The organism is Caballeronia grimmiae, from assembly GCF_022879615.1.
GTDB classification, from domain to species: Bacteria; Pseudomonadota; Gammaproteobacteria; order Burkholderiales; family Burkholderiaceae; genus Caballeronia; species Caballeronia grimmiae.
Genome location: NZ_CP084271.1, coordinates 1,110,690 through 1,133,672 on the forward strand (window position 1 = coordinate 1,110,690; position 22,983 = coordinate 1,133,672).

22 protein-coding genes are annotated in these 22,983 nt (G+C 63.3%); 11 read left to right on the forward strand and 11 right to left on the reverse strand.

The features are described from left to right. The first annotated feature begins 12 nt into the window (after positions 1 to 12). The 9 genes from nuoL (at position 13) to LDZ21_RS05345 (ending at position 9,538) form a co-directional block, all read left to right on the forward strand. Positions 13 to 2,061: an NADH-quinone oxidoreductase subunit L gene (gene nuoL / locus LDZ21_RS05305; RefSeq protein ID WP_244794517.1), complete on the forward strand. Its 2,049-nt coding sequence runs from the start codon at positions 13 to 15 to the stop codon at positions 2,059 to 2,061. Between the two features lie 13 nt (positions 2,062 to 2,074). Beyond that, a complete protein-coding gene (locus LDZ21_RS05310) occupies positions 2,075 to 3,565 on the forward strand; it encodes an NADH-quinone oxidoreductase subunit M (protein WP_244794519.1) in 1,491 nt (496 codons plus the stop codon). A gap of 25 nt (positions 3,566 to 3,590) precedes the next feature. Beyond that, positions 3,591 to 5,063 (forward strand): NADH-quinone oxidoreductase subunit NuoN, encoded by a 1,473-nt coding sequence (gene nuoN, locus LDZ21_RS05315; protein WP_244794522.1) that lies wholly within the window; start codon positions 3,591 to 3,593, stop codon positions 5,061 to 5,063. Beyond that, positions 5,063 to 5,383, forward strand: coding sequence for a DUF2818 family protein (locus LDZ21_RS05320; RefSeq protein WP_244794770.1), 321 nt, complete (start codon positions 5,063 to 5,065; stop codon positions 5,381 to 5,383). Before nuoN ends, LDZ21_RS05320 begins: the two co-directional genes overlap by 1 nt. Positions 5,384 to 5,429: 46 nt before the next feature. Then, positions 5,430 to 6,029 carry an NUDIX domain-containing protein gene (locus LDZ21_RS05325; protein WP_244794523.1) on the forward strand — a complete coding sequence of 200 codons (600 nt, stop codon included), beginning with the start codon at positions 5,430 to 5,432 and terminating at the stop codon, positions 6,027 to 6,029. A gap of 188 nt (positions 6,030 to 6,217) precedes the next feature. Next, positions 6,218 to 6,667: a DUF1178 family protein gene (locus tag LDZ21_RS05330; protein ID WP_244794525.1), complete on the forward strand. Its 450-nt coding sequence runs from the start codon at positions 6,218 to 6,220 to the stop codon at positions 6,665 to 6,667. Between the two features lie 52 nt (positions 6,668 to 6,719). Continuing rightward, positions 6,720 to 7,916 carry an acyl-CoA dehydrogenase family protein gene (locus LDZ21_RS05335; RefSeq protein WP_244794526.1) on the forward strand — a complete coding sequence of 399 codons (1,197 nt, stop codon included), beginning with the start codon at positions 6,720 to 6,722 and terminating at the stop codon, positions 7,914 to 7,916. 10 nt (positions 7,917 to 7,926) lie between these two features. Then, complete coding sequence (locus LDZ21_RS05340; RefSeq protein WP_244794527.1) at positions 7,927 to 9,060, forward strand: acyl-CoA dehydrogenase family protein; 1,134 nt, start codon at positions 7,927 to 7,929, stop codon at positions 9,058 to 9,060. A gap of 19 nt (positions 9,061 to 9,079) precedes the next feature. After that, entirely contained in the window at positions 9,080 to 9,538 is a 459-nt protein-coding gene (locus tag LDZ21_RS05345) for a MaoC family dehydratase (RefSeq protein WP_035959368.1), read from the forward strand. Positions 9,539 to 9,562: 24 nt separating this feature from the next. Here LDZ21_RS05345 and LDZ21_RS05350 read toward each other — a convergent pair whose 3' ends face one another. From LDZ21_RS05350 to LDZ21_RS05380, 7 genes are all read right to left on the reverse strand, one after another. Continuing rightward, on the reverse strand, positions 9,563 to 10,786 hold the full coding sequence (locus LDZ21_RS05350) for an acyl-CoA dehydrogenase family protein (protein WP_244794528.1): 1,224 nt from the start codon (positions 10,784 to 10,786) through the stop codon (positions 9,563 to 9,565). 21 nt (positions 10,787 to 10,807) lie between these two features. Continuing rightward, positions 10,808 to 11,905 (reverse strand): phosphotransferase, encoded by a 1,098-nt coding sequence (locus LDZ21_RS05355; protein WP_244794529.1) that lies wholly within the window; start codon positions 11,903 to 11,905, stop codon positions 10,808 to 10,810. A 31-nt stretch (positions 11,906 to 11,936) separates the two neighbouring features. Beyond that, entirely contained in the window at positions 11,937 to 12,662 is a 726-nt protein-coding gene (locus tag LDZ21_RS05360; protein WP_244794530.1) for a histidine phosphatase family protein, read from the reverse strand. A 3-nt stretch (positions 12,663 to 12,665) separates the two neighbouring features. After that, a complete protein-coding gene (locus LDZ21_RS05365) occupies positions 12,666 to 13,454 on the reverse strand; it encodes an oxepin-CoA hydrolase, alternative type (protein ID WP_035959363.1) in 789 nt (262 codons plus the stop codon). Continuing rightward, a complete protein-coding gene (locus LDZ21_RS05370) occupies positions 13,451 to 14,992 on the reverse strand; it encodes a 3-hydroxyacyl-CoA dehydrogenase (RefSeq protein WP_244794531.1) in 1,542 nt (513 codons plus the stop codon). Before LDZ21_RS05370 ends, LDZ21_RS05365 begins: the two co-directional genes overlap by 4 nt. A 62-nt stretch (positions 14,993 to 15,054) precedes the next feature. Continuing rightward, positions 15,055 to 16,236: a pyridoxal phosphate-dependent aminotransferase gene (locus LDZ21_RS05375; RefSeq protein ID WP_244794532.1), complete on the reverse strand. Its 1,182-nt coding sequence runs from the start codon at positions 16,234 to 16,236 to the stop codon at positions 15,055 to 15,057. Positions 16,237 to 16,278: 42 nt separating this feature from the next. Continuing rightward, positions 16,279 to 16,761: a putative toxin-antitoxin system toxin component, PIN family gene (locus tag LDZ21_RS05380; RefSeq protein WP_035959359.1), complete on the reverse strand. Its 483-nt coding sequence runs from the start codon at positions 16,759 to 16,761 to the stop codon at positions 16,279 to 16,281. Between the two features lie 56 nt (positions 16,762 to 16,817). Between LDZ21_RS05380 and yaaA the strand changes: the two genes are divergently transcribed. Beyond that, the gene (gene yaaA / locus LDZ21_RS05385; protein WP_244794533.1) at positions 16,818 to 17,597 is read left to right on the forward strand and encodes a peroxide stress protein YaaA; all 780 of its coding nucleotides are present in this window, start codon (positions 16,818 to 16,820) and stop codon (positions 17,595 to 17,597) included. 47 nt (positions 17,598 to 17,644) lie between these two features. Then, a complete protein-coding gene (locus LDZ21_RS05390) occupies positions 17,645 to 18,814 on the forward strand; it encodes a M14 family metallopeptidase (RefSeq protein WP_244794534.1) in 1,170 nt (389 codons plus the stop codon). Between the two features lie 90 nt (positions 18,815 to 18,904). On the opposite strand, the gene LDZ21_RS05395 is transcribed toward LDZ21_RS05390, so the two are convergent. The 4 genes from LDZ21_RS05395 to LDZ21_RS05410 form a co-directional block, all read right to left on the reverse strand. Next, positions 18,905 to 19,540 (reverse strand): BspC domain-containing protein, encoded by a 636-nt coding sequence (locus LDZ21_RS05395; protein ID WP_244794535.1) that lies wholly within the window; start codon positions 19,538 to 19,540, stop codon positions 18,905 to 18,907. 138 nt (positions 19,541 to 19,678) lie between these two features. Then, the gene (locus tag LDZ21_RS05400; RefSeq protein ID WP_035959816.1) at positions 19,679 to 20,353 is read right to left on the reverse strand and encodes an energy-coupling factor ABC transporter permease; all 675 of its coding nucleotides are present in this window, start codon (positions 20,351 to 20,353) and stop codon (positions 19,679 to 19,681) included. Positions 20,354 to 20,421: 68 nt separating this feature from the next. Continuing rightward, a complete protein-coding gene (locus tag LDZ21_RS05405) occupies positions 20,422 to 21,231 on the reverse strand; it encodes a response regulator transcription factor (RefSeq protein WP_244794536.1) in 810 nt (269 codons plus the stop codon). 186 nt (positions 21,232 to 21,417) lie between these two features. Further along, positions 21,418 to 22,629 carry a DUF2863 family protein gene (locus LDZ21_RS05410; protein ID WP_244794537.1) on the reverse strand — a complete coding sequence of 404 codons (1,212 nt, stop codon included), beginning with the start codon at positions 22,627 to 22,629 and terminating at the stop codon, positions 21,418 to 21,420. Between the last annotated feature and the right edge of the window lie 354 nt (positions 22,630 to 22,983).

A 22,983-nucleotide genomic window follows, 5' to 3' on the forward strand; every position in this document is an offset into this window, starting at 1 on the left:
GGCTAGGCTGTTATGTCCACGACACTCAACGAAAACCTACTGCTTGCGATCCCGCTTGCGCCGCTCGCGGGCTCGCTGATCGCCGGGCTGCTCGGGAAGGCCATCGGGCGCAAGGGCGCGCATCGCGTGACCATTCTCGGCGTCTTTATCTCATTCATCCTGTCGGCGATCGTCTACGCCGACGTGATGAAGGGCGCCAGCTTCAACGGGACCATCTATCAGTGGATGTCGCTCGGCTCGCTGAAGATGGAAGTCGGCTTCCTGGTCGACTCGCTCACCGCGATGATGATGGTCATCGTCACCTTCGTCTCGCTGATGGTCCACATCTACACCATCGGCTACATGGCGGAAGAGGACGGCTACCAGCGTTTCTTCTCGTACATCTCGCTCTTCACGTTCTCGATGCTGATGCTCGTCATGAGCAACAACTTCCTGCAGCTGTTCTTCGGCTGGGAAGCGGTGGGTCTCGTGTCGTACCTGCTGATCGGCTTCTACTACACGCGTGAAAGCGCCATTTACGCGAACCTGAAGGCGTTCCTCGTGAACCGCGTCGGCGACTTCGGCTTTCTGCTGGGCATCGGCTTGTTGCTCGCGTTCGCCGGCTCGCTCAATTATGGCGATGTCTTCGCGCAAGGCGACAAGCTCGCCAGCATGCAATTCCCGGGCACGAGTTGGGGCCTGCTGACGGTGGCGTGCATCTGCCTGTTCATCGGCGCGATGGGCAAGTCCGCGCAGTTCCCGCTGCACGTGTGGCTGCCTGATTCGATGGAAGGCCCGACGCCGATCTCCGCGCTGATTCACGCGGCGACGATGGTGACCGCCGGCATCTTCATGGTGACGCGCATGTCGCCGCTGTTCGAGCATTCGGATGCGGCGCTATCGTTCGTGACCGTCATCGGTGCGATCACGGCTCTGTTCATGGGCTTCCTCGGCGTGGTGCAGAACGACATTAAGCGTGTCGTCGCTTATTCGACGCTTTCTCAGCTCGGGTACATGACGGTCGCGCTCGGCGTATCGGCGTATCCGGTCGCCGTGTTCCATCTGGGCACGCACGCGTTCTTCAAGGCGCTGCTGTTCCTCGGCGCGGGCTCGGTCATCATCGGCATGCACCACGATCAGGACATGCGCAACATGGGCGGCTTGGCCAAGTACATGCCGATCACGTGGATCACGTCGCTGCTCGGTTCGCTCGCGCTGATCGGCACGCCGTTCTTCTCGGGCTTCTACTCGAAAGACTCGATCATCGACGCAGTGAAGCTCTCGCATCTGCCGGGTTCTGGCTTTGCGTACTTCGCGGTGGTGGCGAGCGTCTTCGTCACGGCGCTGTACTCGTTCCGTATGTATTTCCTGGTGTTCCACGGCAAGGAGCGTTTCCGCGGTCCGAAACACCCTGAGTCGCCGATGGGCGCCGAAGAAGCAGCGCACGGCCACGGTCATGGTCACGATGACCACGGCCACGCGCATGAGCCGCATGAAAGCCCGTGGGTCGTCACGCTGCCGTTGATCCTGCTCGCGATTCCGTCGGTCGTGATCGGTGCGATCATGATCGGCCCGATGCTGTTCGGCGACTTCTTCTCGCACGGCGTCGTGTTCGACAAGGTGATCTACATCGCCGAGAACCACGAAGGCATGCACGAAATGGCTGAGGAATTCCACGGCTGGTTCGCGATGGGCCTGCATTCGGTCTCCGGCTTGCCGGTGTGGCTGGCGCTCGCGGGCGTGGTCGTCGCGTGGTTCCTGTACATGAAGCGCCCGGATCTGCCGCCGGTCATCCGCCGCCGCTTCGGCCCGATCTACACGCTGCTCGACAACAAGTACTACTTCGACAAGATCAACGAAGTGGTCTTCGCGAAGGGCGCCATCGCCATCGGCCGTGGCCTGTGGAAAGAGGGCGATGTGGTCGTCATCGACGGCATGGTCAATGGCAGTGCGCGATTCGTCGGCTGGTTCGCCGGTGTCATCCGCTTCCTTCAATCCGGTTACATCTATCACTACGCGTTCGCCATGATTATCGGCATGTTGGGGCTGTTGACCCTGTTTGTAACGCTCGGCGGCAAATAAGGCGAGGGACCCCATGCACTCTTTTCCGATTCTCAGTGTCGCGATCTGGTTGCCGATCGTATTCGGCCTCCTGGTTCTCGCTGTAGGCAATGACCGCAACCCGGCGCCCGCGCGCTGGGTCGCGCTGATCGGCTCGGTTCTCGGTTTGATCGTCACCATTCCGCTGATCACCGGCTTCGATTCGTCGACCGCCGCGTTGCAGTTCGTTGAGCAGGCGAACTGGATCGAGCGGTTCAACATCACGTATCACCTGGGCGTGGACGGCATCTCGATGTGGTTCGTCGTGCTGACCGCGCTGATCACCGTCATCGTCGTGATCGCCGGATGGGAAGTGATCACCGAGCGCGTGTCGCAGTACTTCGCCGCCTTCCTGATCCTCTCGGGCATCATGATCGGCGTGTTCTCGACGGCCGACGGCATGCTGTTCTACGTGTTCTTCGAAGCCACGCTGATTCCGATGTACATCATCATCGGCGTGTGGGGCGGCCCGAACCGTGTGTACGCGGCGTTCAAGTTCTTCCTGTACACGCTGGCCGGCTCGCTGCTGATGCTGGTCGCGCTGCTGTACCTGTACACGCAGACGCACACGTTCGACCTCGCCACGTGGCACGCCGCGAAAATCGGCATGACGCCGCAGGTGCTGCTGTTCATCGCGTTCTTCCTGGCGTTCGCCGTGAAGGTGCCGATGTGGCCGGTCCACACCTGGCTGCCCGACGCGCACGTCGAAGCGCCGACGGGCGGCTCCGTCGTGCTGGCGGCGATCATGCTGAAGCTCGGCGCATACGGCTTCCTGCGTTTCTCGCTGCCGATCGCGCCGGACGCGAGCCACTTCTTGGCGCCCGTGGTCATCACGCTGTCGCTGATCGCCGTGATCTACATCGGCCTCGTGGCGATGGTGCAGGCGGACATGAAGAAGCTCGTCGCGTATTCGTCGATTGCGCACATGGGCTTCGTCACGCTCGGCTTCTTCATCTTCAGCCAGTTGGGCGTCGAAGGCGCGATCATCCAGATGATCTCGCACGGCTTCATCTCGGGCGCGATGTTCCTTTCGATCGGCGTGCTGTATGACCGCGTTCATTCGCGCCAGATCGCGGATTACGGCGGCGTCGTCAACACGATGCCGAAGTTCGCGGCGTTGTCGATGCTGTTCGCGATGGCCAACTGCGGCTTGCCGGGCACGTCGGGTTTCGTCGGCGAATTCATGGTGATTCTGGCTGCCGTGAAGTTCAACTTCTGGATTGGCTTCCTCGCCACGTTCACGCTGATTCTCGGCGCGGCTTACACGCTGTGGATGTACAAGCGCGTGTACTTCGGCGCGGTCGCGAACGACCACGTCGCGAAACTCGCGGACATCAACAAGCGTGAGATGTTCATGCTCGTCGTGCTCGCGCTGTTCACGCTTTACATGGGCCTGCATCCGAAGCCCTTCACCGACGTGATGCACGAGTCGGTGGCAAACCTGCTCTCCCACGTCGCGCAGTCCAAGCTGCCGCTGGCTCAGTAACGCCGTGCGGAGGAACTAAAAGATCATGCAAAACGCCCCTATGAGTGTGCTGTTGCCCGACGCGGTCCTGATGGCCGCGGTCGTCGTGGCCTGGTTGAACGACACCATCTTCGGACCGTCGAGCCGTCGCGTCACTTACCTGATCGCGCTGTTGTCGACGATCGTCGTCGGCGTGTGGTTCGCCTTCACCGCGCTCGATCCGACGCCGCACTACTTCTTCACGCGCATGTATGTCGTCGATCCGTTCGCGAGCGCGATGAAAGCGGTCGTGACGCTCGGGTACGCGGTGTCGATCATCTATTCGCGCAAGTATCTGGAAGACCGAGATCTGTTCCGCGGCGACTTCTTCCTGCTCGGCCTGTTCTCGCTGCTCGGCCAGTGCGTGATGATTTCGGGCAACAACTTCCTGACGCTGTATCTCGGTCTGGAACTGATGTCGTTGTCGCTGTATGCGGTCATCGCGCTGCGCAAGGACGCGCCGCAGTCGAACGAATCGGCGATGAAGTACTACGTGCTCGGCGCGCTCGCTTCCGGTTTCCTGCTCTACGGCGTGTCGATGCTGTACGGCGCGACCGGCTCGCTCGAACTGAACGAAGTGCTGAAGGCGGTGGCTTCCGGCCGCATCAACGACGCCGTGCTGCTCTTCGGCGTGATCTTCATCGTCGCGGGCGTGGCGTTCAAGATGGGCGCGGTGCCGTTCCATATGTGGGTGCCCGACGTCTATCAAGGCGCACCGACCGCCATGACGCTGCTCACCGGCGGCGGCCCGAAGGTCGCGGCGTTCGCCTGGGGCCTGCGCTTCCTCGTGATGGGCCTGCTGCCGCTGGCGGTGGACTGGCAGGAAATGCTGGTGATTCTGGCGGCGCTGTCGCTGATCGTCGGCAATATCACGGGTATCGTCCAGCGGAACATCAAGCGGATGCTGGCTTACTCGGCCATCTCCAACATGGGTTTCGTGCTGCTCGGCCTGCTTGCGGGCGTCGTGGACGGCAAGGTGACGGGCGCGGCGGGCGCTTACAGCTCGGCAATGTTCTACAGCATCATCTATCTCGTGACGACGCTCGGCACCTTCGGCGTGGTCATGCTGCTCGCGCGGCGCGACTTCGAAGCTGAAATGATCGACGACTTCAAGGGCCTGAATCAACGCAGCCCGGTCTTCGCGTTCGTGATGATGGTGATGATGTTCTCGCTCGCTGGCATTCCGCCGACGGTCGGTTTCTACGCGAAGCTCGCCGTGCTCGAAGCGACGATGAACGCTGGCCTTACGTGGCTCGCGGTGCTGGCCGTCCTGACTTCGCTGGTTGGCGCGTTCTACTATCTGCGTATCGTGAAGCTGATGTACTTCGACGCGCCGCAGGACGCATCGCCGATCGTGGCCGGTGCATTCAATCGTTCGCTGCTCGCGTTCAACGGTCTGGCCGTGCTGGTGCTCGGCCTGGTTCCCGGTCCGCTGATGACGGCGTGCATGCAGGCGATCTCGCATACGCTGCCGCTGTAATGTCGGCGGCGGGCTGGTTCATCGTGCTGTTGGCGCTCGTGGGCGCCAACATCCCCTTCCTGAATCAGCGCCTCTTCGCCGTCGTGCCGTTGCCGCTTGCCGCGTCGACGGGGCGTAAAGCGGCGAAGAAAAGCGCCTGGATCAGAATCGGCGAGTTGATCGTTCTGTACTTCGTCGTCGGCGCGCTCGGCTTCACGCTCGAAGCGCGCGCCGGCAATCGCTTCAGTCAGGAATGGCAGTTTTATGCCATTACCTTCAGTCTCTTCGTGGTGTTCGCGTTTCCGGGCTTCACGTACCAATACCTCGTCAAACGCCGCTGATGGTTCTGCCGTCAGCGGCTTGTTTGCATCCAAGCTAGGGTTCAGCATGGCAGATCACACGTCCACTCCCGGTAGCGACGATGGCCTTATCGAAAAAAAGGTCGAAAGCGTCACGTTGCACGAAGGCAAGTTGCTGACGCTCAAGCGCGACACCGTGGCTCTGCCCGATGGCAAGCATGCGACGCGCGAGTTCGTCGAGCATCCGGGCGCGGTGATGATCCTCCCCGTGTTCGACGATGGCCGCGTGCTGCTCGAACGCCAGTTTCGTTATCCGGTCGGCCGCGTGGTGCTCGAGTTTCCGGCGGGCAAGCTCGATCCGAACGAGGATGAACTTACGTGCGCCAAGCGCGAGTTGCAGGAAGAGACCGGCTATAGCGCGCGTGAGTGGACGTTTCTGACGCGCATTCATCCGGTGATTTCGTATTCGACGGAATTCATCGATCTGTATCTCGCAAGCGGCCTGACCGCCGGCGACGCGAAGCTCGACGAGGGTGAATTCCTCGAAACGTTCATCGTGGATCACGCGCAGTTGATGACGTGGGTTAAAGACGGCACCATCAGCGACGTGAAGACGATCATCGGCGCGTTCTGGCTCGAGAAGCTGCGGTCCGGCGAGTGGCAGGCGGGCGATCCGGTCAAGGCTTGAGCCAAAGCGTCAGCGGATCCGAAAGCGGCCCACGTGGCCGCTTTTGTCGTTTATATGCACTCCAACCGCCAAGCGTCGCACCGGTTGAACAGCTAGAATCTAAAAGCCGGACGCATCGTCGATGTCCGTCACGAACGACCGTTCACAAACAGCAATTCCGAGATTAAACTTCACGAAGCCCCATCAGCATGAAGGTCCTCGATTTAAAGTGCGCGCACGAACATCGCTTTGAAGGCTGGTTCGCTTCGGCCGACGAGTTCGAGTCGCAATTGGCGCGCAAGCTGGTCGCCTGTCCCGTTTGCTCGGCGACGGACGTCAGCCGCATGCCGTCCGCACCGCGGCTGAATCTGACGTCGGCGCGCGGAGATGCGCCCGCATCGGCGCAACCGCCGGCTGCCGCCTCCGACGCCGCCGCGCTTCAGGCCCGCGCGCTGAAGTTCATGCGCGAGCTCGTCGAGAAGACCGAAAACGTGGGGGAGCGTTTTGCGGAAGAGGCGCGGCGCATCCATTACAACGAAGCGCCCGCGCGCAATATTCGCGGCGTCACGACGCCGGAAGACGCGCATGCCTTGCTCGAAGAAGGAATCGAAGTGATGCCGCTGCCGGTGCCGGCAGCGTTGAAGGAGCCGCTGCAGTAGAGCGCGAGCGCGGCGTCTCCGAAGGCTTCGGCACGATAAGGAGACACCGCGCATGGATCTCGACTATTCCCCTGCGGACAACGCCTTCCGGGCCGACGTCCGCGCCTGGCTCGACGCCAGTCTGCCGCGCGCGCTGCGCGATAAAGTTCTCGGACACAAACGCCTGAACCGCGACGACTACGCCAGTTGGCACAAGTTGCTGGCCGCACGCGGCTGGTCGGCGGTCGCGTGGCCGAAGGAATACGGCGGCCCCGGCTGGGACGCCACGCAGCGCCACATCTGGGACGAGGAATGCGCCCGCGCCGGCGCGCCGATCGTGCTGCCGTTCGGGGTGTCGATGGTCGCGCCCGTGCTGATGAAATTCGGCAGCGACGCGCAAAAGTCTCGTTACCTTCCCCGCATCCTCAATGGCGACGACTGGTGGTGCCAGGGCTATTCGGAACCTGGCGCGGGGTCCGACCTCGCGTCGCTGCGCACCCGCGCCGAGCGGCAAGGCGAGCACTACATCATCAACGGACAAAAGACCTGGACGACGCTCGGCCAGCACGCCGACATGATGTTCTGCCTCGTGCGCACCGACAGCACCGCGAAAAAGCAGGAGGGCATTTCATTCCTGCTCGTGGATATGAAAACGCCGGGCATCACCGTGCGCCCGATCATCACGCTCGACGAAGATCACGAGGTCAATGAAGTCTTCTTCGAGGACGTGAAGGTGCCGGTCGCCAATCTCGTCGGCGAGGAGAATCGCGGGTGGACGTACGCAAAGTATCTGCTTGGCCACGAGCGCACGGGCATCGCGCGCGTCGGGCAATCGAAGCGGGAGCTGGCGTTTCTCAAGCGCCCCGCGCTCGATCGGAACAAAGAGGGCAAGCCGCTGCTCCACGATCCCTTGTTTGCGGCGAAGGTCGCGGCGCTCGAAATCGAATTGATGGCGCTGGAGGTGACGGTGCTGCGTGTCGTCGGGAGCGAGACGGGCGGGAAGGGCCTCGGTCCGGAAGCCTCGATGCTCAAGATCAAGGGCACGGAAGTGCAGCAGACGTTGACCGAGTTGATGTTCGAAGCCATCGGTCCGCAGGCCGCCGCCTTCGATCCGGCGTTCCTCGACGGCGAGCGGCAAACAAGCATCACCGGTGACGATGACGCCGCGCCGCTCGCTGCTTACTACTTCAATTTCCGCAAGACATCGATCTACGGCGGATCGAACGAAATTCAGAAGAACATCATCGCGCAGATGATTCTGGGACTTTGAGGAGCCGCCCATGAACTTCGATTTCAGCGATGAACAGCAGCAGTTTCGCGATGCGCTGCGCCGCTATCTCGACAACGAATACAGCTTCGATATGCGGCAGAAAATCGTTGCATCCGAGTCCGGCGTCGATGACAAACATTGGCGTGCTTTCGCGGAACTCGGCCTGCTTGCGCTGCCGGTTCCGGAAGCGCAAGGCGGCTTCGATGGCGGTCCGGTCGATATGCTCGTCGTCATGCAGGAACTTGGGCGCGCGCTCGTCGTCGAGCCGGTCTGGGCGACGCTGACGGGAATCGAGGCGTTGCGGCTCGCCGCTTCGCAGGGAAGCGCGATAGCCCGTGAGTTGCTCGAGCGTGCGGCAACGGGCGATGTGCGTTCGACGGTCGCGTTCAACGAACCGCACGCGCGTTATGACGTGCTCGACTTGCGCGCGACGGCCACCTTGAGCGGCGATGCTTGCGCGATAACCGGCGTAAAGTCCGTCGTGCAGCACGGCGCGCAAGCGGATTACTGGATCGTGCCGGCACGCGTGGACGGCGAGATCGCGCTGTTTCTCATTGCGCGCGATGCGGCCAACGCGGGCATCACCGGATACCGCACGATCGACGGCCAGCGCGCCGCGACCCTCGTCTTCGACGCGACGCCCGCCACGCGCCTCGCTGGCTCAGGCGCAGCCACGCTCGAGCGCATCGCGGATTACGCGACGTTCCTGCTTTGCGCCGAAGCGCTCGGCGCGCTCGATGCGCTCAATCTCGCGACGGTCGGCTACACGAAAGAGCGCCAGCAATTCGGCGGGCCGATCGCGCGGTTCCAGGCGTTGCAGCATCGCATGGTCGACATGCTGATTCACACGGAGCAGGCGCGCTCGATCACCTATCTCGCCGCCGCGCGCTGCCGGCACGACGACGCCGCGACGCGCGCGCAAGCGATATCGGCGGCGAAGGCGCGTATCGGACAGGCCGCGCGCTTCGTCGGCCAGCAGGCGGTGCAGTTGCACGGCGGCATGGGAATGACGAACGAGTTGCCGGTGGCGCACTGGTTTAAGCGCTTGTCGATTATCGAGACGACGCTCGGCGACGTGGATCATCATCTCGCGCGTTTTGCATCGTCGCCCGCGTTTTCCATCACCGACATCACCAACGTTTGACGTTCACGAGGACCTTTGCATGACCTACAGCTTTGAAGACTTTGAAGTCGGCGCGGCGGTGACGCTCGGCGCCCATACGTTCACGCGCGAGGAGATCGTCGACTTCGCCGGCCGTTACGATCCGCAGCCGTTCCATCTCTCCGAGGAAGCGGGCAGGGCGTCGCATTTCGGCGGGCTCGTCGCGAGCGGCTGGAACACCTGCTCGGCGATGATGGGCATTCTGGTGCGCGACATGCTCGCCGATTCGACATCGATGGGATCGCCGGGCCTCGACAACATTCGTTGGCTGAAGCCCGTGCGCGTCGGCGATTCGGTGCGCCTCACGGTGCGCGTGCTCGACAAGCGCGTGTCGAAGAGCAAGCCGGATCGCGGCATCGTGTCGACGCGCTGGGAAGCGCATAACCAGGACGGCGAACTCGTCCTGACGGTCGATTCGGCCGCGTTGTTCGGATTGCGCGAGCCGGCATCGCAGTCTTGAAGGCAGCCGTCGCGCGCCGGGTCGCTACTCGCGCGCGATGTATTTCGCCAACTCGAGCCGGGCGATCGCGTTGCGATGAACCTCGTCGGGTCCGTCCGCCAGGCGCAAGGTCCGCGCCGACGCATAGGCGTACGCGAGCGGAAAGTCATCGCAGACGCCGCCGGCGCCGTGTGCCTGTATCGCCCAGTCGATGACCTGACACGCTACGTTCGGTGCGACGACCTTGATCATCGCGATTTCGCCGCGTGCGCCCTTGTTGCCGACGGTGTCCATCATGTACGCGGCCTTCAGCGTGAGAAGCCGCGCCTGCTCGATCATGATCCGCGCCTCCGCGATCCGTTCCTGCGTCACGCCATGCTCCGCAATCGGCTTGCCGAACGCGACGCGTGAAAGTGCGCGCTTCGTCATCAGTTCGAGTGCGCGTTCCGCGAGCCCGATCAGCCGCATGCAGTGATGAATGCGCCCAGGCCCGAGCCGTCCCTGCGCGATCTCGAAGCCGCGTCCCTCGCCCAGCAGCATGTTCGCAGCGGGCACGCGCACGCGATTGAGCGTGATGTCCATGTGGCCGTGGGGCGCGTCGTCGTATCCAAAGACGTTCAGCGGGCGATGGATCGTGATGCCGTCCGCATCCGCCGGGACGAGGATCATCGACTGTTGCGCGTGCTTCGGTGCGTCGGGATTCGTCTTGCCCATCACGATGAACAGCTTGCAGCGCGGATCGCCCGCACCGGACGACCACCACTTGTGACCGTCGATGACATAGCTGTCGCCGTCGCGCACGATGCTGCACCGGATATTCGTCGCATCCGATGACGCCACTTCCGGCTCCGTCATCAGGAACGCCGAGCGGATCTCGCCGCGCAGCAGCGGTTCGAGCCATTGCGCTTTCTGTGCGTCGGTGCCGTAACGCTCGATCGTCTCCATGTTGCCGGTATCGGGCGCGCTGCAATTGAACACTTCCGGCGCCCACGGCACGCGGCCCATGATCTCGCAAAGCGGCGCGTATTCGAGGTTCGTCAGGCCCGCGCCACGTTCCGACGCGGGCAGAAAGAGATTCCAGAGTCCTTCGCTGCGGGCTCTTTCCTTGAGGCTTTCGACGAGCCGCGTCGGCACCCACGCATTGCCCGCCGCGCGATTCGCTGCGATCTCATCGAAGAACGCGCGCTCGTTCGGGTAGATGTGCGCATCGAAGAACGCAAGCAGTTTCTCGCGCAGCGCGTCGACTTGCGGCGTGTAATCGAAGTTCATGCGGTCGTGTCCCCGTTGTGTTCATCGTCCGGCTTTCTGCGCATATCGCCACGCGAGTTCGGCCATCGGGCGGGCGCGGCGTCCCGCGTCGACGGCCTGCGCGCTCGCGGCGGTGCCATCGGCGACGCGCTTCATGATGCCTTGCAGAATCGCTGCGATGCGGAACATGTTGTACGCCAGGTAGAAGTTCCAGTCGCCTTCGATCGTGAAGCCCGTGCGCTCGCAATAACGCGCGACATACGCGGCTTCGTCCGGAATCCCGAGCGCTGCCCAGTCCAGTCCGGCGATACCGCGAAACTGCGACGGATCGACATGCCACGCCATGCAGTGATACGCGAAGTCGCCGAGCGGATCGCCGAGCGTCGAGAGTTCCCAGTCGAGCACGGCGAGCACGCGCGGCTCGTCGCGATGAAAGATGAGATTGTCGAGCCGGAAGTCGCCATGCACGACGCTCACTTTGCGTTCCGACTGAGGGGGAAGGTGTCGAGGCAGCCAGTCGATCAGCCGGTTCATCGCATCGATGTCCTCCGTCTGCGATGCGACGTACTGCTTGCTCCAGCGCCCGATCTGCCGCTCGAAGTAATTGCCCGGCTTGCCATAGCTCGCGAGACCGGCGGCCTCGGCATCGACCGTATGAAGGGCGGCGATCACGCGATTGGTTTCGTCGTAGATCGCGGCGCGTTCGGCCTGCGTCATGCCGGGCAGCGACGGGTCCCACAGCACGCGGCCGTCGACGAACTCCATCACATAGAACGCGCGGCCGATCACGCTCTCGTCCTCGCAAAGCGCCAGCATGCGCGCGACGGGCACGTCGGTGGCGGCGAGCGCGTCCATCACGCGGTACTCGCGCTCGATCGCGTGCGCCGACGGCAGCAGCTTCGCGGCCGGGCCGGGCTTCGCACGCATCACGAAACAGCGCGACGGTGTAACGAGCTTGAACGTTGGGTTGGACTGGCCGCCTGCAAATTGCTCGATGTCGAGCGGCCCCGCGAAGCCATCGACGTGCGATGCGAGCCACGCGGCGAGCGCGCCGGTATCGAAGCGCTGCCGTTCGTGAACGGGGCGCGTGCCTTCGAATGCTGAAAAATCGGAGTGCTTGTCTGTGTCGTTGTCGGGCATTGTCTCCTCCGGTTTTGTGAGCGAAGCGTCGTCAGTTCATGCCGCTCGCCTTGAATCGCACGAATTGGGCGTAAAGCAGTTCCATCGTCGTATTGCGGATGCCGGCGTGCAGCGGCGAGGGCGGCGAATGATTGATCGCGTGGACGACCCAGTCGCCGCTTTTGTCGCCGACATCGAGCGCGTTGATGCAGCCCGTCGCCTGCGACAGATGCCCGTAGAACGCGCGTCCGCCCGCCGTGATCGCATGCGAGAGCAGCGCACGGTTGACGCCGCCGTGCAGCACGAGCAGCACCGTGTCCCACGCCGTGTCCGCTCGCAGCCGGGCCATCGCGGGCAACGCGCGGTCGAGCAATTCGCCGATCGTCTCGCCGCCGAGAAACTGCGTGTCTTCGGGCACGACGCCATCGAACACGGAGAGAAACGCGCGCTCGATGTCGCTCGTCGACAGGTTCGCGAGCCGGCCGCCGCGTATCTCTTGCCACTCCGGCCAAATTTCGATTTCCGCCGCTTGCCCCGTTTCCGCGAGCACGCGTTGCGCCGTCTCGACCGTGCGCGGCAGGCCGCTCGCGATCACGCGATCGAAGCGGATCTTCTGCGCCGCGAACTCGCGCCCGGCCGCGCTCGCTTCCTCGCGGCCGCGTTCGTTAAGCGGCACGCTTGCGGGATCGATCGCGCGGCCGGTGTCGTCGAAATAAGTGACGTCGCCGTGACGCATCAGAAAGATGCGCCGCCGTTTCGGCAGTTCGTAGTGAGCCATGACTTAACGGTAGTTGGGCTGGCGCTTTTCGAGGAACGCGGTGATGCCTTCGAGCGCATCGCCGTGATGGAGGGCATCGACGAAGCAGTCGCGTTCCAGATCGAGATGCGCGGCGAGCGGCTGCACGTCCGCTGCGTTGATCAGCGACTTGATGCGCGCGAGCGCCTTCGGCGACACGCTGCCGAGATCGTCGGCCCAGGCGATGGCCGCATCCAGCGCGATGCCTTTCTTCGTCAACCGGTTGACGACGCCCACCTCATACAGCCGCACCGCGCCGATCGGCTTTGCTTCGAGCAGCACTTCGCTCGCGAGCGTGCGTGGCAGCGCGCGGGAGAGAAACCACGAAGCGCCGCCATCCGGCGTGAGGCCGACGCGTGCGTACGACATGACGAAGCGCGCGTCGTCGGCGGCGACGATCAGATCGCACGCGAGCGCAAGCGAAAAGCCCGCGCCGGCCGCCGCGCCTTCGACAGCCGCGATCACCGGTTTGGTCGATGCCCGCAGCGCGCTGATCCATTCCGCGAGCAAGTCGATGCTTTCGGCCTGCACCGATGGCTCCTTCGCGCGATTCTCCAGCAGGCGATTCAGATTGCCACCCGCGCAGAAAAAGTTGTCCGCGCCGGTGAGCACGATGGCGCGCACGGAGCTATCGCGCTCCGCGGTCGACAGCGCCTCGATGCCCGCCGCGTACATGTCGGGATGCAGCGCGTTGCGTGCGCCCGGATTCGACAGCTTCAGCACGAGCGTGGTGTCGCTGCCCGCCGGGCGGTGTGTCAGAAGTTCGGCGCTCATCGGCGCTCCTCGTCGTGGGTGAGCGAAAGTCCGAGCTGCGCGCGGCGCGTGAGCCACGGCGAAGGGCGGTAACGCGGATCGCCGAGCACGCTTTGCATGTTGCGCAGGATCGTGAGGATAGTCGTCGCGCCGAGCGAGTCGCCGAGCGCGAGCGGCCCGCGCGGATAGCCAAGCCCGAGCGTCACGGCGAGGTCGATATCCTCCGGCGTCGCGATGCCTTGCTGCGCGATATCGCAGCCGATGTTGACGATCGTCGCCACGACGCGTTGGGCGACGAAGCCGGTCGAATCGCGAATCATGGTGACGGGCACGCCATCGGCGGCGAAGAGCGCGTGGGCGGCGTCGCGCATCGCGGGCGTGGTCGCGGGCGTCGTCATGACCGTGCGGCGCGCGACGGTATCGAGCGGAAAAAGCGTGTCGACCGCGACGACGCGCGTGGCGTCGAGATGCTCGGCGACGGCGGTCGTCGTTGCATCGAAGCCGAGCGGCGTGACGACGATCAGCGATTCCGGCGCGGGCGTGATGCCGCAATCGATGTGAATGCCGGCGTCATGCTTGGCAATCACTTTCAGCACTTGCTCGCGCGCCGCGTGCGATGCCCGGCTGATCCACGCGCGCGCCGGCAGTTGCGTCGGCGCGGGCGCTTCTTCGGGCGCTTGCTGCTTGCCATCGACATAACGATAGAAGCCTTCGCCCGCCTTGCGTCCGATTAGCCCGCCCGCGAGCCGCGTGCCGGTGATGGGCGACGGCGTGAAGCGCGGCTCCTCGTAGAACTGGTGATAGATGGATTCCATCACCGGGTGCGAGACGTCCAGCGCGGTCAGGTCGAGCAGTTCGAACGGCCCGAGCCTGAAGCCCGCCTGCTCGCGCATGATGCGGTCGATATCCGCGAAGCTCGCGACGCCTTCGCTCGCCACGCGCAGGCCTTCGGTGTTCATGCCGCGTCCCGCGTGGTTGACGATGAACCCCGGCATGTCCTTCGCGCGCACCGGCGTGTGACCGATGCGGCGCGCGAGCTGCATCAGCGCATCGCCGGCGCGGGGATCGCCGCGCAGTCCGTCGATGACTTCGACGACGCGCATCAGCGGCACCGGGTTGAAGAAGTGAAAGCCCGCGACGCGCTCGGGCTTCGAGCAGCCCGCGGCGATCGCGGTGATCGACAGCGACGACGTATTCGACGCCAGAATGCAGGACGCGCCGACCACGGCTTCGAGTTCGCGAAAAAGTTCGCGCTTGATGTCCAGTTTCTCCACGATCGCCTCGACGACCGCGCCGCAATCGGCAAGCTCGCTCAGGTCTTGCGCATCGTGGACGAGGGCGAACGCGGCGTGCGCGTCGGCCTCCTTGATCTTGCCCTTGGCGGCGAGCTTGCCGAAGGTCTCCGACAGATACGCGCGCGCGGCGTCGAGCGCGGCCGGGTTTGAATCGTAGAGACGCACGGTCAGCCCGGCGAGCGCGGCGATCTGGGCGATACCGCGTCCCATCGCGCCGCTGCCGACGATGCCGAGCGTGTCGATCTTGTATTCCTGCGGACTCATGATGCGTTTCGTCTCCTCGATGTGCTTCGTCTGATCTGAATGTCCGGCAGCGGAATCGACGTCTAGAGCTTGCTCAGCCGCTCCAGCGCGAGCGCCAGCGTTTCTTCCTTCTTCGCGAAGCAGAAACGCACGACGCCGGATTCGTGAGGCTCGTGATAGAACGCCGACACCGGAATGGCCGCGACGCCGATCTCGCTCGTGAGCCATTGCGCAAAGTCGGCCTCGGACATGTCGCTGATCGCCGAATAATCGACACACTGGAAGTACGTGCCGTCGCAAGGCAGCAGCGAAAAGCGGGTGTTCGCGAGGCCCGCGCGGAAGAAGTCGCGCTTTTTCTGATAGAACGCGGGCAGTTCCAGATACGGCTTCGGGTCTTCGAGATAGTGCGCAAGGCCGATCTGCATCGGCGTGTTCACCGTGAACACATTGAACTGATGCACCTTGCGCAATTCGGCGGTGAGCGCGGCGGGCGCGGCGACATAGCCGAGCTTCCAGCCCGTCACGTGAAACGTCTTGCCGAAGCTCGACACGACGAAGCTGCGCTTTGCGAGTTCCGGATAGCGCGAGACGCTTTCGTGCGGCGCGCCGTCGTAGACCATGTGCTCGTAGACTTCATCGGAGACGATCAGCACGTTGGTGCCGCGCACGATGTCTTCGAGCTTGCGCATGTCCGCTTCGCGCCAGACGCGGCCGGTCGGATTGTGCGGCGTGTTGATCATCAGGAGCCGCGTCTTCGGCGTGATCGCGGCGGCGATCTTGTCGAACGGGAGTGCGTAGTCCGGCGCTTCGAGCGATACGAACACGGGCTTGCCGCCCGCCAGTTCGATCGCGGGCACGTAGCTGTCGTACATCGGCTCGATCACGACGACTTCATCGCCCGGATGCACGCAGCACAGCACGGCGGTGAGCAGCGCTTGCGTCGCGCCCGCGGTGACGGTGATCTCGCGGTCGGCTTCGTAGGCGCGGCCATAAAGCGCCTCGATCTTGCGCGCGATGGCCTGACGCAGCGGCGCGGCGCCGGCCATCGGCGGATACTGATTGTGGCCGTCGCGCATCGCTGAGGCGACAGCATCGACGATGCGCGGATCGCAATCGAAATCAGGAAAGCCCTGACCGAGATTCACCGCGCCTTTTTGTGCGGCGAGCGCGCTCATCACGGTGAAGATGGTCGTGCCGACGTTCGGCAGACGCGACGGAAAGGACAGCTCGGGTGACGCTTCAGGCATGGAGTGCATGGCGTTCATGGTGATTGTTGGACGTGGGCTGTGCGGTTCTCGCGCACGCTTTCAGGCAGGTTCGGCGACGACTCCCGCTTCGAATGCCGCGACGAACGGCTTCGGCTCGGCGATACGGAACGCGAAATCGCGCGCGACGCGGCGCGCGAGCTTCAACACCGCGCGGTCCTTCGAAACGAGCCAGTCCGCGTTCGATGCATGCGCGAGTTCGAGAAACTTCTGGTCGTCGCGGTCGCGGCACTTCGGCAAAGGCCGCTCGTCCGCCGGCGCTTCCGGTGCGATCAGTGTCGACAGACGCGCGAGCGTATCGAGTGCCGCTGCCTTGTCGATGCCGATGCGCACGAACTGCGGATAGTCGAGCACGTGCGTCAGTTCGGCGAGACAGCGGGCATCGATCAGCGCGTCGAGCGTGCGGGCTTCGAGCGCGGCGCGGATCGGCCGGGTGGCGGGATCGTCGAACACGAGGATGTCGATCCACACGTTCGAATCGAGCACGACGCGCGCTCTGGCGGGTGACGCGGCGGAATTATCCATTCGATACAATCGGGGGTTTATGCCTATGATCGTCGGCGGGGTGCCGGCGAGCCTCCATGATAATCGTTCTCTCGCCTGCCAAATCGCTCGACTACGAGACGCCCGCCCATATCAGGAAACACACGCTGCCGGATTTCGTCGATGACGCCGCCGAACTCATACAGGGCTTGCGGCAACTTTCGCCGCAGCAGATCGGCGGCATGATGGGCATTTCCGATCAGCTCGCGACGCTGAACTTCCAGCGCTACGCCGAATGGTCGAAGACCTTCGACGCCCAAAACTCGAAGCAGGCGGTGCTCGCGTTCAACGGCGACGTGTACGAAGGCTTCGCGGCCAGGACGCTCACCTCCGCCGATCTCGATTTCGCGCAGAGCCACGTGCGCGTGCTGTCGGGGCTGTATGGGCTGTTGCGGCCGCTGGATCTGCTGCAGCCGTATCGGCTGGAAATGGGCACGAAGTTTCCGAACGCACGCGGCAAGGACCTGTACGCATTCTGGGGCGAGCGCATCACGGCGGCGCTCAACGAGCAGTTCAAACGGCAGCGCGGCGCGCGCGTGCTGGTGAATTGCGCGTCGGGAGAGTATTTCAAGTCGGTGAGGCCGAAGCTGCTGGACGTGCCGGTGGTCTCGCCGGTGTTCGAGGACTGGAAGGGCGGGCGGTACAAGATCATCAGCTTTCATGCGAAGCGGGCGCGCGGGTTGATGGCGCGGTATGCGGTGCAGAATCGCATCGACGAGCCGGAGGCGCTGAAGGGCTTCGACAGCGAAGGCTACCGGTTCGACGCGAAAGCATCGAACGATACGACTTACGTTTTTCGCCGCCGCATCGCGGAGTGACCGCCAGTGGCATTCATGCATCGCGACGCAGAACAAGGGACATCCACATGAGCATTTCCATCACCAGCAACTTCGACGCGGGCGCGATCGAAGTCATCGACGCCGGCAATCCGGCGGACATTCGTCTGCGCGTTCGTCCGGATAACCGCGCCGACTTTGCGCAGTGGTTCTACTTTCGCGTATCGGGCGTGCGCGGCGAGCGTCTCGTGATGACGTTCGAGAACGCGTCGAAGTGCGCCTTTCCCGAGGGCTGGCGCGACTATCAGGCGGTCGCGAGCTACGATCGCGTGAACTGGTTCCGTGTGCCGACGCGGTATGACGGCACGGTGCTGGTCATCGACCATACGCCGGATTTCGATCGCATCTACTACGCCTACTTCGAGCCGTACAGCGAGGAGCGCCATGCCGAGTTTCTCGGCGCGCTTCAGCAAATGCCGCACGCGAGGCTGACCGAGTTTGGCCGCACGGTCGAGCATCGGCCGATGTCGCTGCTCACGCTCGGTCTCGACAACGAGCCGGACGCGCGGGCGAAAAAGCACGTCTGGATCATCGCGCGTCAGCATCCTGGCGAAACGATGGCGGAATGGTTCGTCGAAGGGCTCGTCAAGCGCCTCGCGGGTTGGGGCGACTGGTCCGGCGATCCGGTAGCGCGCGCGCTGTTCGATCGCGCGGTGTTTCATATCGTGCCGAACATGAACCCGGACGGCAGCGTGCTCGGCAATCTGCGCACGAATGCGGCGGGCGCGAATCTGAATCGCGAATGGATGGAGCCGAGTGCCGAGCGTAGTCCGGAAGTGCTGCTCGTGCGCGACGCGATCCGCACGAACGGCTGCGACATGTTCTTCGATATCCACGGCGACGAAGCCATTCCGTACGTGTTCGTCGCGGGCTCCGAGATGCTGCTGGGCTTCACCGCGCAGCAGGCGAGGGAGCAGAAAGCATTCGTCGATTTCTTCAAGCAGGCGAGCCCGGACTTTCAGGATGTCCACGGCTATGAGTCGGGCAAGTATCAGTCGGATGCGTTGAAGCTCGCGTCGAAGTACATCGGCAATGAGTACAAATGCGTGTCGCTCACTCTGGAAATGCCGTTCAAGGACAACGCGAACCTGCCGGACGAGCGCGTCGGCTGGAACGGGGAGCGGAGTGCGGCGCTGGGAGCATCGATGCTTCAGGCGATTCTTTGGCACCTGCAGGCATTTGCCGACGGCGTCGCGTGAGTTGACCGGGCATCGCTGAAGCGCGATAAAAACGAAGGGCGTGGCCATCTTCCGATGGCCACGCCCTTTGCCTATGTGCCTTCCCGAAGCTCAGTGCTTCTTCGAAGTCTTCTTCGTGCTGCCCGACGATGCCTTCGTTGACTTCGTGGACGCCTTGCTCGTGGTCTTTGCCTTGCCTGCCGATGCCGCCGGCTTGCTCTTCGCGCCGTGCTTGGCCGTTGCGCCGTGCTTCCCGCCGCGTGCCGCGCTTCGCGCGGCAGGCGCTTCGGTGCGCGGACGCAGGGGCGGCACGGGGTCGTTCCAGCCGAACGCGAGCATCTGACTGCCGACATAGCCGCAGCGGAACTTCAGCGGCGTGGAATCGTTCTCGCCGCTCTTCGACATGCCTTGTCCCTCGACCGTCACGACGTTGTCGACCTTGATGCGCTGCTTTTTCTCATCGAAGGAATCGTTCCAGGGCTCGATGGTGGAATGCGAGGGATCGAAAGAAGAGGGAGGGAAGTCGACGTGATCGAACGCCGCCGATGTGCTGGCGATGAAGTTGCCGTGCGCGGCGCAATCGGCAACCAGCGGATTGGCGTTGTAATCGGTGACGAAGTGGTGAATCAGTTCATTGCGCTCGTCGAGCGTATCGGCAAAGGCGGATACCGCGCAGGCAAGCCATGCGCATACCGCGAACCGGCCGACGAGCCGCATGAGCCGGCGCGGTGCGTAGTTACTTTCCATCAATTTGGCGCTAAGAAGACACGGGCAAGTAAGATGCCTCGTGTGGGGAAGGAGTTCAATCTTATCGTACTTTGTGCGCGCTTCGGACCGCCTGAAGTCCGAGATGACGTTGCTGGGCAGGTAAAAAACCCGGCGCGTTCAGACGCGAGGGCCGCGGTCCAGCCGGTAACGACGGACGTCGTAGGTAGTGATCCACGCAGGCTTATACACCGTAATCAATATGGTGAGCAGCCCGGTGAAGAGCGCCTCGCCGATGCCAAGCAGCAGCGAGCCGCGCGTAAATGACGCAGGAACATTGATGTGACCGCCGGCAAGCGCCATCTCCAGAAGCACCGTCGCGCCGCATGCAGCAGCAACTGCCGCCGCCGAAGTGACGAATCCGTGGCCGACGATGAACGTGAAGAGATTGCGGGGCAGCCACGCGTTGGAGAGACGTTGCAGCAACGTCGACACCCCGACGGGAAGCGCGCCGAAAAGCAGGTACGTGGTGGCAACCGAGAGCCACGAGGCATCGAGTACCACTGCGGCAAGCCCCGTGCTGGCGGCGGTGCCGATAAGCGCCAGCCGCCAGTCGAAGAGCGTGACCATCAGCGTTGCGCCCAGCAGATGGATGACGGGGCCGTCGTCGAACCATGCATTGCACGCCCATAGCACCGTCACCGACACGATGACGCCCAGCCACACGTGCTGAAGCGTAGCGTCCTGCAGCCGGCTGAACGGCCGCTGCACCAGTACGAGTGCGAGCAGCCCCGCGGCGACAATCCAGCTGCCGAGGGTCAGCCAAAGCGGTAGCGGTGTGTAGAAGAACCCCATGCCTTGCATATTACTCGTTGCGTGTGAAACGTGTGCGCAATCCACGAACCCACTTTTCGCGATTGTTGCTAAAACGAAGCCTCGGGCTCGGCCGCCATCGGCAGGGGCGCGGCTGCATCGTCCGTTAGCGGCGAATACTGGATATGCCGATGACGCAGCGGGATCACGTTGGATTCGCCGGGCTTGGGGCGTATCGATCGTTGCGCCTCGCTGCGCAGGACTTCAAGGTGCGAGTTCTGCACGCCGTTGTAAATCGCGACGGCAGCCGCGCGATTCGTCGCGCCGAGTTGCTGGAAGATGCTCGCAAGGTGAATCTTGACTGTGCCTTCACTGATGCCGAGCGTCTTCGCAATCATCTTGTTCGTGCTTCCCATATGGACGCATCGCATGATCTGATGCTGGCGCGGCGACAAGGTCGAATGAATCCGTGTGGGGCGCGCAAGTGCGGCGTTGTTCTGAAAGCGGCGCAGGGGAAGGTCGCGCAGCGGCTCGAGGTCGATGACATCGGGCGGAACATAGTGGCCGCCGATCAGCACCATCTCGAGCGCGCGGAGGATCAAAACGGGTTCGAGGGTGCGCGGAATGACGCCCATCGCGCCGGCGCCCATCAGCATGTACACCTGCGCAGCTCCGCAGCGGTCCACCACCGTGGCGGCGGGTACGCCCGGCGCGTTGTCGAGCAATGTCTCCAGATCGCTCATGCGCAAAGTCTCCGCCCAGTCGATGACGATCATGCTTGCCTCGGTGCGCTTCAGCGCGGAAGCCGCTTGCCGCCAGTCTTTCGCTTCGGTGAACTGTGCTTGACGCGCGATACGGCGCAGCAATGTTTTCAGGCCCGCACGGCGCTCCGCGTCCGAACCCATGATGATAATTTTCATGCTTGACCTCGTTTCAATACGTCCGCCGCCATTCGCGACGGGTCTCGACACCGGCCAATCTGTCGGTGTCGACGTCATATTGACAAACTTCCGGTCGTTCCGCCCCCTATCCGAAAGGCATAAGCAAAATGGACAAAGCCCCGCGCGAGGCGGGGCTTGGCTGGACGGCGAGATGGCTGAGTCGGGTCAGTGAAAATGAGGTTGCGCGGGCTCGGCGTCTTCGGGCATTTCCGCGTGGACGATCTCGCCGAGAGGATCGGCATACAGCGGAACGCCGCAGTCGTCGCAAAATTCCGGCTCGAAGCGGCCGGCATGGCGACGCACATCCGAGACGCCTGCTTTCCTCAACAGTTCGACGATCTCTTCGATGGGACCGTCTTCCCCCTCCAGGTCGCCTTCGTCTTCCATATCGGTGTCCGCGTTTTCACGGCCATATAGCGGCCAGACGACGCCGTAGATCACGTCGTTGCTGCCGCGGCGCGTGAAGCCGATGCGGTATTCGTCAATGCGCCGCTCCCCGAAGCCGGCGATAACCGCTCGCAATTCCTGCGGCGCGGTGCCGAGCGTATCGAAAAGATAGCGGACGGCGGTGCGAACGGTATGGGGACGAACTTGCTCGTCGGCATCACGGCACGCTGAATAGTAGGCATCCGGCAGCAGGCATTCGAATTCGCAGCCGGGCAGAATCGTCGCGAAGCTCGCTCCGCCCTGCGTTGCCCACTGCTCAAGACACTGACTACGCTCGATCCGCACGCCGCTCTCTTCTTGTTGCCAGCGGAAGAACGCGGCGTCCGCCGGCACGACAGCCAGTGCGAGCAAGAAGCGCGGGTCGGCGAGAATCGGCGAAGTTTCAGGCAAGTCCGACAAGTTCAGGCGGGCCGTGGCGCCGCCAAGCGCGGTCTGCATCAACTGTTGCGCGAGACGCGCGGTGTCCACGTGATGGCGCGGCAACTGGTCGATGCTATACAGATAAGGCGCGACGGCGACGCGCGCGTCCGAAGCAAGGACATGCGCTTGCAATTGCGTACGAAGGGCGTCGACGGTATCGCTTTTGAGTGCCCCCGACGGGATCGCGTAGCGCGTCCAGGCCAGCACGGGCGCCGCGATCAACAGCGCTTCGTGCGGAGCGCCATCGATGTCGATGCGGAACGACTCGCTGTGAGTTTCGGCCATATCGGCCAGGGCGCCGTAGGCATCAGGATGATTCTGCTGAAGGTGATCGAGCGCGGCATCGAGCGTCGTCTGGTTGCCATTGCGCACGAGTTTGGCGACGAGTGTGTCGAGGCGGCTTTCCCAGAATCGATCCTCGACGCGGCTGCCAGAGGCGAACAGCGCAAGGGAGAGACTGACGAGCTTGTCCGCGTCTGGGGGAATACGTTTGGCGGTTCGCGTGCGCATATCGATACGAGTTAATTGGAGCAGTGAACCTTTTATTGTAGTCGCTCGGGCGCTTGTTTTACCGGAGCGTTCGTCGTCGAAGGACATAAGCGACGAAGCGGCGCGCCCCACGCGATCGCCCGGGGGCCAGCGACGTGCCGTAGCGGTCTGGAAATTTTCACGTTGCAGCCCTTGCATATTGCGTTCGGGCTAACTAGAATTCCGTTCCTTCGCGATTCACGGAACGCGAAGGAAGCGGGAGTAAGCGGTTCGGAGGGGTGCTGGAGAGGGGCGGTAAAACATCTTCTCCAGCGCAGTCAGCAAGTAAAGCGGTTCAAAAACTTGTTGACAGACTTCGAAACGATGTTCATAATC

Excerpts from the sequence above, each read along its gene's own strand:
- nuoN (WP_244794522.1), top strand. The coding sequence starts at position 3,591 with ATGCAAAACGCCCCTATGAGTGTGCTGTTGCCCGACGCGGTCCTGATG.
- LDZ21_RS05405 (WP_244794536.1), bottom strand. The coding sequence starts at position 21,231 with ATGAAAATTATCATCATGGGTTCGGACGCGGAGCGCCGTGCGGGCCTG.
- LDZ21_RS05330 (WP_244794525.1), top strand. The coding sequence starts at position 6,218 with ATGAAGGTCCTCGATTTAAAGTGCGCGCACGAACATCGCTTTGAAGGC.
- LDZ21_RS05390 (WP_244794534.1), top strand. The coding sequence starts at position 17,645 with ATGAGCATTTCCATCACCAGCAACTTCGACGCGGGCGCGATCGAAGTC.
- yaaA (WP_244794533.1), top strand. The coding sequence starts at position 16,818 with ATGATAATCGTTCTCTCGCCTGCCAAATCGCTCGACTACGAGACGCCC.
- LDZ21_RS05410 (WP_244794537.1), bottom strand. The coding sequence starts at position 22,629 with ATGCGCACGCGAACCGCCAAACGTATTCCCCCAGACGCGGACAAGCTC.
- LDZ21_RS05355 (WP_244794529.1), bottom strand. The coding sequence starts at position 11,905 with ATGCCCGACAACGACACAGACAAGCACTCCGATTTTTCAGCATTCGAA.
- LDZ21_RS05400 (WP_035959816.1), bottom strand. The coding sequence starts at position 20,353 with ATGGGGTTCTTCTACACACCGCTACCGCTTTGGCTGACCCTCGGCAGC.
- LDZ21_RS05365 (WP_035959363.1), bottom strand. The coding sequence starts at position 13,454 with ATGAGCGCCGAACTTCTGACACACCGCCCGGCGGGCAGCGACACCACG.
- nuoL (WP_244794517.1), top strand. The coding sequence starts at position 13 with ATGTCCACGACACTCAACGAAAACCTACTGCTTGCGATCCCGCTTGCG.
- LDZ21_RS05375 (WP_244794532.1), bottom strand. The coding sequence starts at position 16,236 with ATGAACGCCATGCACTCCATGCCTGAAGCGTCACCCGAGCTGTCCTTT.
- LDZ21_RS05310 (WP_244794519.1), top strand. The coding sequence starts at position 2,075 with ATGCACTCTTTTCCGATTCTCAGTGTCGCGATCTGGTTGCCGATCGTA.
- LDZ21_RS05395 (WP_244794535.1), bottom strand. The coding sequence starts at position 19,540 with ATGGAAAGTAACTACGCACCGCGCCGGCTCATGCGGCTCGTCGGCCGG.
- LDZ21_RS05370 (WP_244794531.1), bottom strand. The coding sequence starts at position 14,992 with ATGAGTCCGCAGGAATACAAGATCGACACGCTCGGCATCGTCGGCAGC.
- LDZ21_RS05340 (WP_244794527.1), top strand. The coding sequence starts at position 7,927 with ATGAACTTCGATTTCAGCGATGAACAGCAGCAGTTTCGCGATGCGCTG.
- LDZ21_RS05380 (WP_035959359.1), bottom strand. The coding sequence starts at position 16,761 with ATGGATAATTCCGCCGCGTCACCCGCCAGAGCGCGCGTCGTGCTCGAT.
- LDZ21_RS05320 (WP_244794770.1), top strand. The coding sequence starts at position 5,063 with ATGTCGGCGGCGGGCTGGTTCATCGTGCTGTTGGCGCTCGTGGGCGCC.
- LDZ21_RS05335 (WP_244794526.1), top strand. The coding sequence starts at position 6,720 with ATGGATCTCGACTATTCCCCTGCGGACAACGCCTTCCGGGCCGACGTC.
- LDZ21_RS05360 (WP_244794530.1), bottom strand. The coding sequence starts at position 12,662 with ATGGCTCACTACGAACTGCCGAAACGGCGGCGCATCTTTCTGATGCGT.
- LDZ21_RS05350 (WP_244794528.1), bottom strand. The coding sequence starts at position 10,786 with ATGAACTTCGATTACACGCCGCAAGTCGACGCGCTGCGCGAGAAACTG.
- LDZ21_RS05345 (WP_035959368.1), top strand. The coding sequence starts at position 9,080 with ATGACCTACAGCTTTGAAGACTTTGAAGTCGGCGCGGCGGTGACGCTC.
- LDZ21_RS05325 (WP_244794523.1), top strand. The coding sequence starts at position 5,430 with ATGGCAGATCACACGTCCACTCCCGGTAGCGACGATGGCCTTATCGAA.